11 protein-coding genes and 1 pseudogene are annotated in these 16,680 nt (G+C 65.2%); 1 reads left to right on the forward strand and 11 read right to left on the reverse strand.

Annotation, left to right across the window (positions count from 1 at the left end; all coding sequences use genetic code 11):
* Positions 1 to 420: 420 nt before the first annotated feature.
* From ABZ098_RS36030 to ABZ098_RS36065, 8 genes are all read right to left on the reverse strand, one after another.
* Entirely contained in the window at positions 421 to 3,225 is a 2,805-nt protein-coding gene (locus ABZ098_RS36030; protein WP_356597957.1) for an ATP-dependent helicase, read from the reverse strand.
* Positions 3,226 to 3,808: 583 nt separating this feature from the next.
* Positions 3,809 to 4,327 (reverse strand): hypothetical protein, encoded by a 519-nt coding sequence (locus tag ABZ098_RS36035; RefSeq protein WP_356597958.1) that lies wholly within the window; start codon positions 4,325 to 4,327, stop codon positions 3,809 to 3,811.
* Between the two features lie 473 nt (positions 4,328 to 4,800).
* On the reverse strand, positions 4,801 to 5,445 hold the full coding sequence (locus tag ABZ098_RS36040) for a TetR family transcriptional regulator (protein WP_356597959.1): 645 nt from the start codon (positions 5,443 to 5,445) through the stop codon (positions 4,801 to 4,803).
* Positions 5,446 to 5,673: 228 nt separating this feature from the next.
* The gene (locus tag ABZ098_RS36045; RefSeq protein ID WP_356597960.1) at positions 5,674 to 7,578 is read right to left on the reverse strand and encodes an AAA family ATPase; all 1,905 of its coding nucleotides are present in this window, start codon (positions 7,576 to 7,578) and stop codon (positions 5,674 to 5,676) included.
* 176 nt (positions 7,579 to 7,754) lie between these two features.
* On the reverse strand, positions 7,755 to 9,440 hold the full coding sequence (locus ABZ098_RS36050; protein WP_356597961.1) for a hypothetical protein: 1,686 nt from the start codon (positions 9,438 to 9,440) through the stop codon (positions 7,755 to 7,757).
* 110 nt (positions 9,441 to 9,550) lie between these two features.
* Positions 9,551 to 10,792 (reverse strand): MoxR family ATPase, encoded by a 1,242-nt coding sequence (locus tag ABZ098_RS36055; protein ID WP_356597962.1) that lies wholly within the window; start codon positions 10,790 to 10,792, stop codon positions 9,551 to 9,553.
* A 340-nt stretch (positions 10,793 to 11,132) separates the two neighbouring features.
* A complete protein-coding gene (locus ABZ098_RS36060; RefSeq protein WP_356597963.1) occupies positions 11,133 to 12,191 on the reverse strand; it encodes a hypothetical protein in 1,059 nt (352 codons plus the stop codon).
* Between the two features lie 95 nt (positions 12,192 to 12,286).
* Complete coding sequence (locus ABZ098_RS36065) at positions 12,287 to 13,204, reverse strand: hypothetical protein (RefSeq protein WP_356597964.1); 918 nt, start codon at positions 13,202 to 13,204, stop codon at positions 12,287 to 12,289.
* A gap of 271 nt (positions 13,205 to 13,475) precedes the next feature.
* Here ABZ098_RS36065 and ABZ098_RS36070 point away from each other — a divergent pair, with 271 nt between their 5' ends.
* Positions 13,476 to 13,946: a LysM peptidoglycan-binding domain-containing protein gene (locus tag ABZ098_RS36070; RefSeq protein WP_356597965.1), complete on the forward strand. Its 471-nt coding sequence runs from the start codon at positions 13,476 to 13,478 to the stop codon at positions 13,944 to 13,946.
* Between the two features lie 202 nt (positions 13,947 to 14,148).
* Here the strand turns inward: ABZ098_RS36070 and ABZ098_RS36075 are convergent.
* From ABZ098_RS36075 to ABZ098_RS36085, 3 genes and pseudogenes are all read right to left on the reverse strand, one after another.
* Positions 14,149 to 14,241: pseudogene (locus ABZ098_RS36075) on the reverse strand (IS5/IS1182 family transposase); the annotation flags it as partial.
* Between the two features lie 485 nt (positions 14,242 to 14,726).
* Positions 14,727 to 15,245, reverse strand: a complete 519-nt coding sequence (locus ABZ098_RS36080) for a hypothetical protein (RefSeq protein ID WP_356597966.1) — start codon at positions 15,243 to 15,245, stop codon at positions 14,727 to 14,729.
* Between the two features lie 810 nt (positions 15,246 to 16,055).
* A complete protein-coding gene (locus ABZ098_RS36085; protein WP_356597967.1) occupies positions 16,056 to 16,652 on the reverse strand; it encodes a hypothetical protein in 597 nt (198 codons plus the stop codon).
* Positions 16,653 to 16,680: the final 28 nt, after the last annotated feature.

Raw genomic sequence — 16,680 nt, forward strand, 5'->3', positions numbered from 1 at the left:
CAGCGCCGTCCTGGAACCAGCGGATATGACTAGCTCGTCGTACCGCTCCGCACGCAGTGAGGGCGTGAACGACACGGGCGCGCAGGGGCTGTCGGCCGTCTGCTTCATGTCCGCTTCCTCTCCGTCACAAGGGGTGTCAGGATTTCTCGGGCTGGAGCGCTGCCATCTGTTGGGCACGGCGGCTTCTGGCCGTCATGCCGGACGACTAACGCAGCCAGCGCAGCCGCTGCTCGGGCGACTCGCATTGGTCGTGAAACCGGCGAACTCGTCAAAGTCGTCGCCTTGTGCGCCACGCGTGGTCATGGCGTGCCCCTTCGGGCTGCGTCATTCAGGAGTGTGAAGTGTGGAAGACCGTAGGGGCGGGTGTTCTCGACGAACGAGACAGCCGCCCCTACGGCATGGGGTGGTGGCGGCGGTTGGTCAGACGGCCGCGGTGACCGCGGAGCGGTCGTCGGCGCTGCCGGGAGCAGCGCTGTCGTTGTCGTTGTCGTCCAGGAGATCCGGATCGATGCCGAGGGTGCGAGCGGCGCTCCTCTTGTCGCGCTCGGTCAGAGCCGTCACGATCTGCTCATAACTGCTTTGGATCGGCGGGTTCTTCACGGTGCCGTAGCCGAGTACGTACTGGCTCTTCATGGCACGGGTGAAGGCGACGTAGAACATCCGCTTGGCGTCTTGGGTCATCTTCGTGTCCTCCCTGTAGAGGACGACAGCGTTGTCGAATTCGAGACCCTTGGCACCGTGGATCGTCGAAACGACCAGGTCGGCCTTGGACTCGAGGTTCTTCCGCTTGCGCTCCTGGTTCTTCTGCTTGTTGATGTTCAGCTTCTGCTGGTTCCGCTGAATCTCGAAGGAGAGCAGGTTGTCGCGCAGCCGGTCGAAGAACGCCTCGTGCGTGAGCGTGCCCTGGTGGCAAAGCGCGACCCAGCCGTTTATGGCCGCACTGTTGTCGATCCACCACTCGGAGATCGTGCGCAGAATCGCCTTCTCCACGTTGGCGTTGGCAGCGTTCTTCGTCAGCTTGTCCATGTTGGCCTTGATCCCCTGGGAGACCACGAAGGCAGCGTTGGCCGGCGGTGCCTGCAGGACGTCGTTCCAGAAGCACTTGATGTACTTCGAGAAGATGTCCGTGGCGTAGACCCGATCGCTGACCAGAGAGGCGACGCGGCGGTCCGGGTAGCGCTGCTCGAGCACACCGTGGATCAAGGACACCTCGCGGCGCGAGTAGGCCAGGAAGGCCACCTGCTCGCCCCGGTCCAGGCACTTGTCCACGTAGTCAGGGATGACCGTGTTGCGCACGATCGCCTGCAGGTCCTGGGTAACGAACCCGGTGAGTCTGGCTACCTCGCGGTACTCCAGGATGACCTTCTCCTGGAACGAGTCGGCCGTGGGCATTGCGAGCGAGTTCGCCTGCAGCTGGATGTTGGCGAACTGGTTGGTCTCCAGTCCGCCGAGCACGACGTTCGCGAAGTCCAGGATCTCCTGGTTGCTCCGGTAGTTCGTCGTGAGCTTGAAGGTCGCGAAGACCCCCGAGCCCTCCAGCGTGTTGAGCGCGCGCGGGTTCGCTGAGCGGAACTCGTACAGGGTCTGGGACGCATCGCCGACGATGAACAGGGACTGAGCATGCTTGGTGATGTACTTCAGCACGTAGATGAACTCGAAGACGCTGTTGTCCTGCACCTCGTCGATGATGAGGTACTTCGACTGCACGTGGGCCGGCTCGACCATGTCGTCGATCTTCTGGTAGCAGATGATGATCTGCAGCTCCAGCGACGTCTGTTCGATGCGGTCGAGCAGGGCGATTACTTCGTCGAAGTGGCTCTCAACGAAGGTGTTCAGGGCCGTGAACGCGCCGGTCCTGTTCTGGTCAACCTCCAGCAGGCGGTGGCGGAACGTCGCCGCGAACTGGCTGTTCGGGTAGAAGATGTCGATCGAGTTGATGATCGTGTCGATCGCCGAGACCTTGTGCCTCGGGTGGTTCATCGAGTAGATGTCGATGATCATCTTGGCGATCGTCATCGAGCCGACGTCCGGGTTCTTCTCCGTGATGTTGTCGGCAGCGGCGTTGGTGAACGAGAGCACCGTGATGTCCGAGGCGGGGACACCGCATGCTTCGAGGTACTTGATCCGTTCGAGGATCACGGTCGACTTGCCGGTGCCGGCTCCGGCCTGCGTCATCACCAACGGCTCGTGTGTGGTGAGCGCGTCGAGCTGCTGCTTTGACAGGTGGGGCGGCAAATTCGGAGGCGTGGCCGGCTGGGCAGGCACGATCAGCTGAGGCTTCATCTGCTCCAGATGGTCGAGCGTGTGGTTCATCAGCAGGCTGAGGTTCTGCTTCGACAGCTTCGTGGCGATCTGGTCGGAGAAGGCCGCATCCACCTGCTTGTGGATCTGGCGGTAGGCCTCCAGCGGAACGTTGTAGTTCTCCAGGTAGCGCAGCTGGACGGCGAGCATGTTCAGCTGCTGTTCCGTCGGGCCCGCGGGCATGTCCCGGATGTAGCGGCAGACCTCGTCGGCAATCGCCTCGGAGTCCCAGATCTGGGCCAGTCGCGTGATGCGCTCGTAGATCGAGTACTTGCGCATCCACTCATCGAACTCATCGCCGAGGTTGGAGGCCGCCAGACCGACGGATGTGAGCACGTCCTGGACGTAGTCACGGGCATTCTCCAGCGGGCTGGTGTCCCACTGCAGGAAGACAGCGGCGTCGTGATTGCCGTAGCCGACCGAGCGCGAGACGGTGGTCGCGCACTCCGGTTCGGGCAGCCCCTTCTTGAAGAAGTACAGCTCCATCCGGTACTGGATGACGAGGTCGCGTGTGGTCTTGCCGCCGGACTTGTCCTCGTAGAACACGAGGGCCTGCGGGGTCATGTCGAAGACGATGTCCCAGTCGTCGAATCGACTGGACGAGGCGTCGACAGCGAAGCGGTCGTCGGGGTGTGGACTCGGCAGGGTGAAGGACCCGCCGGCGTTCAGGGCACGGCGCGTGATCGGCGCGAGTGGGATCGACGTCGTGGTGATGTCGTGCTGCGTCGAGCTCTGCTTGACCTCGATGTCGGTGGCCACGGCGTAGGCGGTGTTGGTGGCCGTGTTGATCGGCAGCAAGGACTCGTTGAGCAAGCCGATCTTCTTGCCGTTGCCAGTGAGCTTCGAGGAGAAGAACTTCGGGTCGACGGCCTTCTGAGCAACGGCATCGGCCGAGAGGTCGAGCTCATCAAGCAGGACAGGCATGTCGTTGCCTTTCTTCAGTGGATCGAGAGGCGGATTGAAAGAAAGCACGAATCAGGCCGCACGGCAATCCCAACAAGAGGTGAATAGTCAATCGAATGCTCGGAGGTGAGCGAAAAGCGACGGGGTTGGGTCATGGGCGCAGGTACGAACAGGGCGGGGCTCTCGTCAGCCGACGAGCCCCGCCCGTGTTCCTCTCAACCCACCCGTCAGGGGCCGTTAGGCCCCTGAGTCCGGGTACGTGGCGAAGCCACACCCCGGACACCGCGCGCTACCCAGGCGCGCGGTCGTTCATCAGCGGCAACTCACCTCACTTCGAGGGTGAGTCCGAGCGCTGGCCGGGACCATCGATGGCAGCATCGCGGCGTCGAGATCCGAGGGACCCATGTGGGTAGCTACACACGAGGCCGTTCATGGAGAAACATGCGACCGTCGCGACTGGTCGACGCCGAGGGAGGCTTCGGCCAGCAGGTGTCCGTGGCCAGCATGCCGTAACCCTCGTGGTGGCGGTCGGTCCGGCATGCCTGGCACCGCGGCGGGCCGAGGGTGAGGGGCGCGGACCGGGTCGAGCGACCAGTGCCCGGAATCAGCTGGCGTCGTCGACGGGTTTGCCGGTGATGTCGACCGCGGGGCCGCGGGAGATCAGTTCGACCAGGTCGTGGGGCGACTTGGTGAAGACGAAGTAGCCCGAGTGCTCGCCGGCCGGCGGGACGGTGTGGAGCCGCAGGTAGTTGCCGGCGTGCAGGTACTCGACCCGGTAGATCAGGCGGTCGGTGTCGAACAAGTTGATGCTGCACCCGGAGTGCAGCGTGCGGGCGGCGACGGGCCCGTGGTCGGCATCGACCGGCTTCGCCGTGCTGGGCGCCGGGAGGACGGTGTGCGTCAGCCGGATCTCCACCGCCCGGACCGTGACACCGGGAGCGGCGAGGGCCTGCACGTCAGCTACGTACGCGCCGGCCTCGTCGGGGCTGGATATCGCCGAGGAGACGATGCTGCCGTGCCACTGCCCGTCGTCCGTCCCCCATTGGATGGCGTACGACCGGTCGTCACGCAGGCGCTCCGGGAGACCAGCGGGGCGCAGAGGTTCGGGGAGCATGGTGGCCATGACTGTCCCCCTTTCTGAGCAATGAGGGCGTGGGGGCGAGGTACGTCGCTGGCGTGCTGCAGGAAGACGAGCGGCAGCAGATAGTCCTGATATGGGTGCGGGCCCAGAGGGCCACGCAGCACCTCGGCGGCGCCCAGCAGGTGCCTCTCGAGCTGAGAGAGACAGTGACATGACTGACGTCCTTTGCACTGCCCATGGGCGGTGGAATCAGTGGCGCCTGGGTGGGAGGCGGGGCGCCGAAGCCGTCTGGCGGGGAAGGGCGGTCCGGCCAGGTGCGGGCCGGCCCGAGCCGTCACTGGCCCGTGGCCGCCCGATCTGTGTGTCCATCACATTGGCGGTCACGGCCAACGCGGTACTCCCGAGAGGATTGTGGCGGGTACCCCGCCCGTCTGGGCGGGGGTTGGCGCACCACATCACGACCGCGAGTGTGTCACCGGTTGGACATCGCGTGCTCGCCTCGCGTCCCTGACGGGTCACGCAGTCGGCAGGTGGACGGCGACGGTGCCGCCGGACACGGCCCGGGCGATGAGTTCGACCAGCATCTGGCGAACCACCTGTGAGGCCGCTGTCTCGGGGTCTTGGCGCCCGGCGGCCGCGGCAAGCAGCACCGTCAGCGCCTCGGCAGCGGCGAAGGATTCCTCCGTCGCGCCAGGTGATGACGGACGAGCGGTGATCGCGTACTCCAGGTGCCCCAGGAGACCGGAGAGCATGCGGCGGCGGATCTCGGTGAACCGGATGTCCTCCTCGGCCGCCCGCAGGTCGACCACCCGCAGGACCACCTCGTGCTCCCGCCAGTACGCGAAGAAGGCGTCCACCGTGCTCCCGGCCTCGTGACGACCGCCGTCCCACCCACTGCCGATCTCCGCGTAGATCAGTCCGTCGCTTCCCTCCTGCGCCACGGGCCGGGCCAGTTCCAGGACGGCCGCGTCGACGTCTGCGAAGTACTGGTAGAAGGTCGCGGGCGAGGTACGCGCGCGACGGGCGACATCGATCACTCTCGTCGCGTGATAGCCGCGCTCGGCCAGCAACTCCTTGAGATGGCGCAGCAGTTGGCTGCGGGTCTTCAGACCGCGTGCCCCAATCGGGCGCCCTGCGGTGGTCCGGATCTCCTCGGTCATGTCACTTCCTGTCAAGTGGGGTGGCACCGGCTGGCCCCTTGGGGCCGGGCCAGCGGCGGCCGCTGTCTGATCCAGGCCCGGCCCCCCGACGCGGGAGCGTGTTCGGCCCCAGGATGCTGGTCAGGGCCCGGGCCAGCACCGCCGTGATGTCGTCGACGGGCATGGCGCCGAGGGCTCCTGTTCCGGAACACCCGGGACAGGAGCCCTCGATGCGATGCGAACGGCTGCTCAGTCGTCCGACGGGGATACCGAGGCTGTGCCGCCAGTCTGGCCAGCGAGCAGGTAGTCCTCGATCCAGGCGCGAACAGCCTTGCGCGCCGGCCGCGCACCCTGGGAATCCACGTAGGTTGTCTCCTCGATGGCGCGCAGTTCGTCGTCAGGCATCGACGCGGGCAGTACCTGAGCCAGCCGCGGCTTGGCCGTGGCGATCCGTTCACGCTGCCGCTCGTAGTCGGCGGCCATGATCTGCCGGTAGGTCTGCCGGTCGATGGGGTTGAACCCCACGATCAGGGAGAACCGGCCCAGCAGCTCGGCGTCGAAGAACTGCCCCAGTGCCCTGTTGAGGCTCAGGTTCGAGATGGTCTTCGGGTTGTTGCCGAAGCCGATCATCTTGCCGTCGAGCGAATCACGGGCGGCGTTCGTTGTGCAGATGACCAGGGCCTTGGAGAAGTCCAGCACCTTGCCATGGGCATTGCGGATGTAGCCTTCGTCGAACGCCGAGAGGAACAGGCGCTGCACGGCCTTGTCGGCCTTCTCGAACTCGTCGAGCAGGATCACCCGGTGGGGGTTGGCCTCCAGCGTGTCGAACGGGAGCTCCTGGTTGGAGTCCGAGCCGACATAGCCAGGAGGTGAGCCGATGATCTTCGACGTCGACCACTCGCTGTGGAATTCGGTCATGTTGAGGATGATCGGCTCGGTGCCGGTCGTCTCCTCAGCGATGATCTTGACTGCCTCGGTCTTCCCCACCCCCGAGGCCCCGGCGAACAGCCACGTCGTGGGCGTCTTCGTCGGGAACAGGTCGAGCTCTTCGCGGGCCAGACGGTCCGTGAGCTTGGCGAGCACGTCGTCCTGACCCTGCAGGCGGCTGGTGAGCGTGGCGCTCAGCGCGGCGGCGTCGAGGTCCTTGCGCTGGGCGTTTCCGGTCATCAGGCGCTTGGCCACGTCGAGCACGCGGGTGCTCGTCAGCGGCACCTGCGGGATGGACCGCAAGGTCTGCGCGAGTGCCGTGTCGCCGGCGTTCTCTGCCTGGACGATGAGCTTCTTCTGCTCCAGGACCCGATCAGCCATCGCCCGGTCGAGCAGCGTGATGGCGTTGTCCGGACGGTGCTGGCCAGCCCGGGAGTTCGCATCGGCGATCTGCACCACCGAGGCCAGGACATCGTCAGAGACTCCGATCTGGTGACGGTAGTGCGCCACCAGGCCGGGACGGACCGTGGTCATCACGGCCAGCGTCTGTTCCACGCTCAGCTCGTCGACGATGAGCCGGGTGAAGCGGCGGGCGAAGGCCGGGTCCTCGTCGAAGGCCCGAGATTCCGTACTGGTGGTCGCGCCGATGACGGACATGTCGCCGCGGGCCAGGGCCGGCTTGAGGATCTGCGAGATCTTGCGGCCGACGGCGTCGCCGTGGCTGCCGGAGCCTCCGGTGATCTGGTGGATCTCGTCCATGAACAGGATGGCCTTGTTCTTGGGGTCCGAGGCGAACTCGACGATCGCCTTGACCTTCTCCTCCAGTGAACCGACGACGCCAGTCCCGGCGATGATGTTGGTGATGGGCAGCTCGTAGATCGTGTGGTCCTTGAGCTGATCGGGGATGAGGGTGTCGCCCAGCGCGATGCGCCGGGCGATGTCCTCGACGATCTTCGTCTTGCCGACGCCGGCGGAGCCGACCAGCAGAGTGTTGGGCTTGGTCTTGCTGATGATGACCGAGAGCACCTGCTCAATGAGCGAGTCCCGGAACATGGTCGGTCCGGCGTTCTTGAACTTCTCGTTGTAGTCGACGAGGAGTTCTTTGACGTCATCGTCGTTGCTGCCACCGGACGGCATTCCCATGGGCGGCAACGACGCTGGAGGTCGGCCACCGCCGGTGCCCTTGTCGTCGTCGGAGCCACCGGGCGTGAAGTTGCTGAGACCCATCGGGTCCTCCTTCGGTGCGGGTCGCTCGGCGTGATGGCGCGCTGGGTGGATGTGTCACGGGCTCCGAGCAGGGATAGGGATGGGTGAGAGAAGAAGCCAGGGGTCACCAAGGGCGGTGCTGGCCAGGGGAGTTGGTTGCACGGCACTGCTATTGGCGGTCCTTGGGGACAGCGGGGTCAGACGACCATGCCGAGGAGCCTCTGCCGGATGCTCGGATCGATGTGTCGCATCGAGTCGGCGTAGCGCTTTGCCAGGTCAACCATGTACGACCAGTCCATGGCGGAGCACGGTGCGTAGTACAGGTTCTTCGGGTGGTCCTGGCGCGTGGACGGCGGCAGCCAGTCGAAGTCGGTGACCATGAGCGAGAGCCTGCGCTGGCGCACGCGGCTGGCGTTGATGTACCGCCAGATCTGCGTGTACTCCGTTCCGCCGGACACCTTCGGGATCCTGCGGAACTCCTTCCAGATCTGAGCCGTCGACTTGTTTTCCGTGCGCAGCATCACCTCCTGGGACAGGAAGTGGCTGAACGAGTTGAAGTACAGGTTGATGTTGAGCTTCTTGGCGATCCGGATGAGCATCATGACCGCCTCCTGGTAGTTCTCCTCGGAGATCGAACCGGAGGTGTCGATGTAGATGTGCAGGTCGGGCATGTACTGCACCGATGTGATCCGGCCGGGCTTGTTGAAGTCGTCCGGGTCCCTGCGGTTGGCCTTGAGGAAGGTCGCCTTCGTCGTGCGGAAGATGTTCTGTGACTTGTTGACCTTGCCCATCCGGCGCAGCACACGGGTGATGTCCTTGAGCAAGTCGAGCTTGCTCGGCGGCTGCTTGCGGAACGCCACCTGGGCGCTACGGCTGCCAGGCTGGCCCGGTTGCTGCGTGGCTCCCAGGGCGGCCGCCCGGGCGGCGGCCCGTGGCAGCGACGTCAGCTTGGACAGCGACGTGTTCGAGACGACCTTCACCGGCGAAGCCAGCGACTGGTTGATGAGGTTCCACTCCCCCGTGATCTTCGCCGCGGTAGCCCGGGCATGGGCCTCGACGTTGACCAGGACGAGGGAGCGCGGGCAGAACAACTCCCCGACCGTGAACGGCAGGACGCCGGTGTCCAGGGCGGTGTTCTGCTGGCTGGCCTGGGCCCGCTGCCGCTCGGCGTAGTTCATGAGCATGTGCACGAGCACGCGCGCGAAGGAGTGCTCATCGTTGGCGTCAGCGTCGTCCTTACGCACCAGCAGCGACTCGGTGAGCCCCTTCAGGGACAGGGTCGTGAAGTCGTTGAGCAGCTTGGTGGTGGCCGGCGGCAACGCACTGGCCATCGTCTGTGTCTGCTGGGACAGCCAGATCTTGAAGTCGTCGAAGGCCGCGGAGGACTGGAACCAGAACCCGAGGGTGTCGGGGTGGAAGGTGTAGGCGATCGAGGCGAAGAAGGCACTCTCGTTGCGGGTACCCGCCAGCAGGGCCTTCGCGGCCGGGAGGACATCAGCCTGTGCGGTGTAGAGCACCCGCGGGGAAGGCGCGGGCATCTTGTTCTGCTGTCCGGCCTGGACGGCGAAGAGTTCGGCGACCGGCAGCGGTGTGCCCTGGTCGAAGTTGATCAGGGTCTGCCCGAGCAGCTCCTTGACGGCCTGCTCGCTGGCCGCGTTCAGCGTGTCGCCGAGGCAGCTCAGGATCAGGTCCGGGATGCCCCCCGTCAGATCAGTACCCTGAGCGTCGGTGATGGTCGTCGGGGCGCTGGGATTCAACGGCTCCAGGAGCGGGTCGATGAGGGTCTGCTGGATCGCCGGCATCGGGTCGTAATCACCGGTGCACGAGATGGTGTGCAATGCGTCGAGTACGGCCGGCTTCTGGTTCGTGACGGTGATCGTCATGGGTCGTGGTCTCCTTCTGAGGACGAGACAGCGGCAGAGCGCCGCCGGCGGTGGGGAGTTGCAGCAAGGACGGCAGCCCGCAGCAGTCCCCACCACCAGTGAGCGAGCGATCAGAGGAAGGCCGAGAGGACCGGCTTGGCCTGGTTGACGATCGGAGCGTCGATCTCCATGAAGGCCTCCAGGTTCTGGCGGTCGATCTGCTGGCTGGTCACCATCTCGATGAGCGTGCGGGTGTGCTCCGGCTCGATCTGGGTGATGGCCTGGGCCAGCTGCTCGATGAGGCGCGCGTTGTCCTTGCTCTCCTTGAGCGCGTACAGCAGCGACCCGGACTTCTCGTTGTCGGTCAGCGTCGTGATGACCGCGGCCATGTCGGTCATGGTCGCTGCGGCTTTCAGGCTCTGGTAGCAGTTCGGCTTCGGGACGTTCACCCGGTTCTGCTGCACGCCGCCGGCGTTGTTCGCCAGGTCCTGGGAGATGGTGGCCACGAGCTGCGTGGTGAACATGGTGTCCCCGACGTAGGCCTCGATGGCCTCGTTCAGCAGCGAGGTCTCGCGGTCCCCGATCTGGATCGGGGTGGCCAGGTACTGCGCCAGCTGCTGCGGGTCGGTCGCGTTGAGCCACTTCGACAGGTTGTCGATGGTGCGCGGCGTGGTGAGCTGGTTCATCTCCTCACCGCCGTCGAACAGATCGGCCATCGTGACGTTGCCGTTGTCGTCGTCGTCCTGGCCGTCAACGACGATGGCCTCGGGCGTCGACTTCTGGAAGATGAGCCCCGGGTACTGCGTGAGCACCGTCTTCACCCAGGGGTTCATGTTGTCGCCGAGCACGGACATGAGGGTGGCGGCGTCGGGCTCGACGTGAAAGATCGCGAAGCGGGACAAGCTCGCCTCGTCGAGTGAGGTGACGTTGCCCCTGTCGTTGCCGGCCACGACGATGCGGACGTTCTTGGGCAGCTCGACATGCCCCATGCGGCGCAGCGTGACCAGGGTCAGGGCGCCGGAGGTGACGTCAGAGGTGGTGCGGTTGATCTCGTCGAGGAAGAGGATCGGCCACTCACGCGGGTTCTTCTCGGCGTAGTCGATGCACTCCTGGATCACCTGGTGCGGGTAGAAGACCTGCTTGTAGCTCTGGCTGCCGTCGTCCTTGGTGTACAGCACCAGACGCGCACCGGTGAGGTCGGCCTTGTCGGCGAGCTGGTTACACGGCAGTGTGAAAGCCTGCGTGCCCATGGAGTAGGCCAGGTCCTCGACGAAGCTGGACTTGCCGATGCCGGGTTCGCCCATGAGAGCAGGCGTCGCGCCGACCTCAAGGGACTGCTTGATGAGGGTCGTCAGGGTGTCGTTGAACTTCATGTCGATGTCTTTTCTGTGGGCGGGCGAGGAAGAGAGAGAAAGAGAAGAGATGTCGGAGGACGGCGCTGTTGCTCTCGGCGTCACCGAGGCTGCATAGGCCGTGAACGGTCCTGTGGCGCGGGCCGCGACCTCGGAGCCCGGCGGAGCCCTGCACTCCCGCCATTGGTGGCGATGGAGCCCCGCTGCACATCGCCACCCGATCGCGCTCCGCGCGATCCAGCACTGTCCACCACCCGTGCTCGACCCCGCCGTAACACCCCGTCACCCACCCCGCCCGCTGCCGGAGGCAGCAGATGAACCAGGCGCAGGATCAGCCGCAGGAACAGGCCCACAGCGTCAGTCAGTTGGTCGACGAGGAACGGGCCTCGCGGTCGGCCACGAGCGCAGCCGCGCGGTCAAGGAGGAAGGGCCGGCCGTTGCGCTGCTCGCTGTGCTTGGGGCGCGCAGGGATGATGTCCAGCGCTGCCTTGTAGAGCAGCCATGCGGTGTCGCCAGTCGAGTACTTGACGCCGAGGGCGCTGTAGGCACGCAGTTGCGTCCGCATCCAGCCGTAGAGCGAGGCGAGAACCGAGAACTCCCAGCGGGACATGTCGTGGTTGAAGTCGCCGGGATCCCGGAGCTGATGGTGTGCACTGGCCAGGGTCTGCTCGACGATCGCCTGCGAGTACGGGATGTGGGGCATGTCCTCAGCGGTATCGACAGCTGATGCTGAAGCACCGGAGCTCTCGCTGGCGTTCACGGCCAGCTGCGCGTAGAGGTCCTCGATGGAGGTGAAGGCCGGCGCGCTAGTTGCTGCGTTGACATGAGCGATGATGCGATCGGGCACCGGCCAGCGGGTGAAGGTCGACCAGTGGTCCAGGAGCAGCTCGTACCAGCCGTGTTCTTCACGCAGGACGCGCTTGCCGGCGGCCACGGGGAAGTCGTGGAAGTTCTTCGGCAGCGGCATGACGAGATGGAAGCCCTGGCCGGACATCGACTGCTCCGAGTAGAAGACGCCAGGCAGCCGTAGCAGGTCTGTGACCACACCTGGCGGGCAGTGGGCCTCGATGTCGAGGACGAGCAGCCCGTCAGTCTGGGCTTGGAGGTAGAAGGCGGTGTTCGCGGCGTTCGGTATCGCCGCGGTGAGTTCGTCGAGGGTGAGCAGGCAGGTCTCGTCCAGGGCGAAGGCTCCGCGTAGTGGGCCGGCGTGCTTGCAGCTGGACGTGCAGCCAGCGAGCAGGTGCCGTACGTCGATCGGGGCCTTGTGCTTCGGCGGCTTGGTGGGGTCGTCGGGGGTCTCTTCCCCGATCTGTCCGGAGATGGTCCACCGACAGGCACTGGCGAGAGTGCGGATCGCGGGGTTGCCGTAGAACTGCGGGAACCAGGCATGGGGGTCGGCCGGAGTCATCGTGGGACGCACGCTTTCGATCGGAGGCGTCAGGAGGGGAAGAGAAAGACACGACCCCCGTACTGCACGGATGCGAGTACGGGGGTCTCATCGATGGTCAGCGTGGATCAGCCCTGGTAGGTGATCCCCGCCTGCTGGGCCGGGCCGGAGCCGTTCCAGGGGGCGGTGGCCACGGGCGAGCCCACCGCCGAACCGGCGTCCTTGAGGGAGGCGTTCTCGGCCTCAAGACGCGCGAGCTTCTCCTCCAGGGTCTCCTGCTGGGCAGGAGCCGCGGCAGGAACAGCAACCGGAGCAGCAGCGACGGGCGTAGCCACGGCGGTCTCCGGGGCCTGAACGGGAGCCTGCGCGGCCACGGCCACAGGTGCGGACACCGGCTGCGGGGCCGGGAAGGACAGGCCGTCCTCCACCTCGGTCGCCACCGGGACAGCGGCGACAGCGGCAGGAGTGGCCTGAACGGGGCGCGGCGTGCCGTTGAGCACGATGCCACGGGCAGCCAGCTCAGCCTGGTCGATGCCGCCGGCAGTGTAGTAGCGCGGCGCCTCATGGACGATCACCTGTTCGAGGGCCAGGCCTCGGTTGTTGAAGTCCTTCGGCTTGTAGGTGCGCAGCACGAGCGTGACATCGAGGCCCTGCGCGAGCTCCTGGCCGGACTCGTCCTGGTCGTAGGTGCCGTCGCCCTTCGGAGAAGGGATCGCGATGACCGGCAGGGTGCTGCCCTTGGAGTCGATGGAGTAGTTGGGTCCGGTTTCGGGCCGCTTCGGGGAGTCGTAGCGGCGCTCGGAGACGAACTGCTCTTCGAGGGTGGGGTTGTTCGGATCGGCGAACTGGACCTCGGCGTGAGTGATCGTCGCGGTGGTGTGCGGCTTACCGACGGGGCTCATGCCGTTCTTCGTCTTGCGCTGATCGCTGGCAACGAGCTCCGCGCCCTGGATGAGGCGGGCGAGCACGGCGAAGCCGAGCTTCCCGCGAATGAAGACGTTCTTGCCCTCGGTGATCTGACTGGCGGAGATGGAGTAGTTGGCCATGGTGATGCGGTTCCTTCGTTCGGTCTTGCGGTCGGTGACTCAGGGGTCCATTAGGGAGCTATCAGACAAGGTTCGGACTGCCATCCAGTCTCCTATCGTATCAACTTCTGTTCGACTATGAGTAGAATGTCATTGTTAGGCATGAATGGTTGTGCGCGCTATTCACAGAGGAGTTGAAACAGGGATGACGGCTACGATTCAGAGGCCAGCGGGGACGGCGTTGAAGCCGTCGGCACAGATGAGAGCGGCTGCCGGGAGTCACGCCGGCCCGATGGGCTTCAGCAACGGACCCGTCATCGCCGCCAGCGTTATGGTGGGCGGAGCGGCGCTCTTCGCCGGATGGGGCCTGACGCAGCTCGCGACGTCCGACGGCGGCTTCATCCAGGCACTGCGGGGCAATCACAGCCCGGTCGAGGCACCGGTGAATCCCGGCGAGACGAACGTCGGAGACAGCAGCGCCCAGCAGCCGAGCGAGGGCGGTACTCAGAGGCAGGACGAGAACGGGGCAAGTCAGGATCCGACGCCGGGTCGCGGCGACGAGGACAAGCCCAACGGATCGGATGCACCGGCCGAGGCGAAGCCCGCGCCAACGGCGAAGCCATACACCATCAAGCCAGGCGATACGCTCACCGCGATCTCGGGGAAGACGGGGGTGCCGATCGGCATCCTGGTTGAGACGAACAAGATCCAGAATCCGGATCTCATCTACGCGGGGGCTTCGCTGCTCATCCCGCCGGTGTGACGACCCGGCAGGGCGGCACTGCCCCGCACCGAGCCTGATTCGATGCCCTGACCGTCACGAGGCGGTCAGGGCATCGGCGTGTTCTCAGACGGAGGACTCTGCCTCCCGCTGGCCTGAAGGTCCATCAGTCGCGGGTGCGCAGCTGGTGCAGCTACTCGACCTCATCGCTCATTGACGGGGGGGGCATCCGGCGTGTAAAGGCGTCACACTCGGCCTGGGCGCCGTCGAGCAGGACGAACTCGGGGTCTGCCCCACGCAGGGCACGCAGCAGACCGGGCGCCCGCGCGGCCAGGAGATCGATGCCCGCGCCGGCTTGGGCAGCTGCACCAGAGCGACCACGGCACGCAAGTGCTGCAGGATGAGAGGCCCACAAGGCTCCCGTATCTATGGTTGAGACTTCGATCACCTCCCTCAGGAGCCTGCCAAATCGTGGTCTCGCCGCAGTCGGCGCGGTGGCCGCTGGCGCGGTTGCTCTGGAACTTGACCGTGAGGTCTTCCATGCTTAGCGGTTTGCTCACGGTTGCTGCTCCTGGAAGTCAAAGGCGCCGAAGACGACCTGCGTGGCCTCGTCCGGCTCACCGCGAGGCGTCACCCGGGACCGGCGTAAGCCGGCCCACGGCATGTCTCCCCGCAAAGCACTCGGCCCGGGTTCGACACCCGGATCAGCTGCGCTGATCCCCTCCCCTATTGCGAAATGCAGCACTGTAACCAGCGTCAGAGATCAGAAAGCCCCACCGGCCAGACTGCTGAGGGGGTCGTCTGAGTACGAGGTCTGGTCTCTCACGCCGCATCAGTGTCATCGGACTCACCCCGGCCAAACAGGAATCCGCGGACGTCACCGTTCTTCATCATGTCCTGCAGGTGCGCCAGGAACACTGCGCGCTGTGTGGCTCGGCGATCTGCCAAGGAGTCGTACTCGCGCAATACCTTCAAGTCGACGACCCAGCCGTTCTCGCGAGAGATGGCCTGGTCAAGTTGAGATCCCGGCACGACGTCCATGCCGGTGAAGGCATGGTCGAACTCGGGCGCGATGTCGAGGTGTTGATCCGGCTCATCGATGTAGAGCGTGTCAACGCCGACCTGCTGGCCGGCCTTGTCGAACGCCACGAGGAACACACGGTCGGGCCTGGTGGTGTTGTCGACGTGGACCGCTGCAATGTTCGTGTCACCGATGAAGCTCGTCTGCTCGAACCGCTCGTACACGCGGGCACGAGCGTCATGGCACCACATGATGCGCCGGGCTTCATTGAAGCCTTTGAACTCGTCAGAGTTGGCCGCTTCAGTGTGGGGGTGGATCATCGGTGCGCTCCTTCATATGCGAGATCCGGGAGGTTTGCGATGCCAGGGGGCGCATTGGCTACGACACACGCCTCGAAGCAGCGAACCTCAACCGTCATGCACCGTCGTACTCGGCTGTTGCCGTGCCTGACTTCGGAAGATCGGGTCTGGCTGGGCTTGCACGGGACGCTATGCCGATGCCGAATGCGCACCGTGCGCGCATGAACAAACCGACCGGCATGCCTATGGGTCGTGCACCACATCGACTAAATACGGCCCTGAGGTGCGCGCGCGTCACCTCTTGCCGCTTCAGCCCGTTCGTAGCAGACACCGTGCATGTAAAAGCCGACCATCGAGACTTGAATGTGTTGTTTTGACTTGAACCTGCCCGAGGTTGGCTACAGGAGCAAACACCAAGCATGTTCTTGTAACTGGACTCAACCATGCATGCCCGGGGCGGTCAACGGCGGCATGGTGCGCGGACCGGCGGTCCGGCTAACGTGGATGATCATCCACACAGGCGAGACCATTGTGACCTGAAAGCCCGGTGGACCGAGATCACGGCCCAGGACACCAAGCCCGACGTCGTGGAATCCGAGTGGATCTGCAAGATGGTCGAACACGGCCCGGTCCGGCTCTCGTTCGAGCCGCCGACCGAGATCCGGGTGTTCCCTGCTCATTGCGAGGAGCGCAGCGTAGTCGTCAGCGTTCTCAGGGGGGCAGAGGGTGAAGACGCTGCACGTTCCTGGGTGTCCAGCGCCGGACCTGCAGCGGAACGGGATCGGGCGGCTATGGCCCTTGCGGCAGACATGGGGGACTCATGGTGTGCGCCTATGTCAGCACGGCACGAAGCCCGTTGGTGAGCAGGGCCACGGCCGCAGACAACTCACGGGGCGTGGTCAGCGCGCCTAGCTGAGCGACTGCAGCCGAACTGCTCTGCCCAGCAGCGGCATTGAGTGCCGCTTGAACGGTATGGCGGACGGTTTCCGTGACGCGCATCTGGACTTCGGTGTCCTCCAAGTCGGCAGCTGTGACCTGCCCGCGTCCCATGAGGCGGTTGGTCTTGGAAGCGACTTCGAGGGTGGTGAGCGCGTCGTCGTCCGCCGCGGGGGCGAGAGCGGAGAGGTTCGCGCCGCCGAAGGCAGTACGGAGACGTGACGGGCACTGGGTGTGAAGGTTCATGGCGAGCTCGGCGGCGAGGCCACGGTCGGCTACCAGACCGTAGGCGTTGGCCAGTTGCATCATGAGTCCGAGCGCTGCGTGAAGATCCCTCTGTCTGAGGGCTATCAGGTAGGCGTCAGTGACGGTTCGTATGAGACTTTCGGGAATCGCTGTACCGGACACAGCGTTTTCCCCGTTCGCGTGTTCGAGTGGCTGCGCGCCGGCGAACTCGCTGGTGATGAGGTTGTCCCAGTCGTGATCAGTCATGAGAGCGCTGCTCCTTGAGCTTGTTGGG

The organism is Streptomyces sp. NPDC006335 (genome assembly GCF_040612795.1).
In the GTDB taxonomy this organism is placed as follows: Bacteria; Actinomycetota; Actinomycetes; order Streptomycetales; family Streptomycetaceae; genus Streptomyces.